The 1,037-nt window shown below is 67.8% G+C and carries 1 protein-coding gene; it reads right to left on the reverse strand.

Going from position 1 to position 1,037, the window contains the following annotated elements:
* The coding region (locus IH13_RS0136310; protein ID WP_031091451.1) for an acyl carrier protein at positions 1–1,037 on the reverse strand (1,037 nt) is incomplete at both ends.

Raw genomic sequence — 1,037 nt, forward strand, 5'->3', positions numbered from 1 at the left:
CACACTGCCCGAGTTACCGATGCCGAGGTATCCCTCGGTGTCGTCCGGCACGCCTTTCAGACGAGAGGCGTAGTCGTGGTACATCACACCGGCGAACACACCCGTACGGCTTCCACGCAGCGAAGCGGGGTCGATACCCGCCCGCTCGACAGCCTCCCACGAGGCCTCAAGGAGGAGCCGTTGCTGCGGGTCCATGGCCAAGGCCTCACGCGGCGAGATCCCGAAGAACTCGGGGTCGAACTCACCTGCTCCGTAGAGAAATCCGCCCCTCCGCGTGTACGTCGTGCCCGTCCGGTCAGGGTCGGCGTCGAAGAGCGTGGAGATGTCCCAGCCTCGGTCGGTGGGGAAGCTGTCGATGCCGTCGCCACCGTCCGCCACCAGTCGCCACAGGCCGTCCGGATCGAATACAGCACCCGGATAGCGGCAGCTCATACCGACGATCGCGATCGGGTCGTCCGCCGCCACGACATCCACGGCCGTGTCGTGAGTGGAGCCGGTCTGGTCCCCGAGCGCCTGAGAGAGGACGAACGCGGCCAGGTCCGCAGGGGTCGGATAGTCGAAGACCAGGGTGGCCGGGAGGTGCAGCCCCGTCGCAGCCGCGAGCCTGTTGCGTAGTTCGACGGCGGTGAGCGAGTCGAAGCCCAGCTCCTTGAACGCCTGCGTCGCTTCGATGTCACGGCTGGACGCGTACCCGAGGACAGTCGCTACCTGGGCCTTCACCAGCCCGTCCACGAGCCGCTCCCGATCTGCGGACGAAAGACCGGCCATGCGGTCGGCGAGCGCGGCACCTCGGGCTACCCCCGATCCGGCAGCTCGCGTCCTGTGTATCTGCACAAGATCCCGAAGCAGCGGAGGTACGTCCGCCGTGGAAGCGAGGCGACGCAGGGCGGCACGGTCCAGTTTGATGGGCACGAGGGCGCCTACGCCGGCACCTGGTGCGGCATCGAACAAGGACAGGCCCTCGGGCGCGTTCAGTGGCATGACGCCGTCCCGGGCCATGCGTTGTAGGTCGGTGGCGTCGAGGCGCCCAAGCATCC

Origin of the sequence: Streptomyces sp. NRRL WC-3549 (assembly GCF_000721935.1) — a bacterium.
GTDB lineage: Bacteria > Actinomycetota > Actinomycetes > Streptomycetales > Streptomycetaceae > Streptomyces.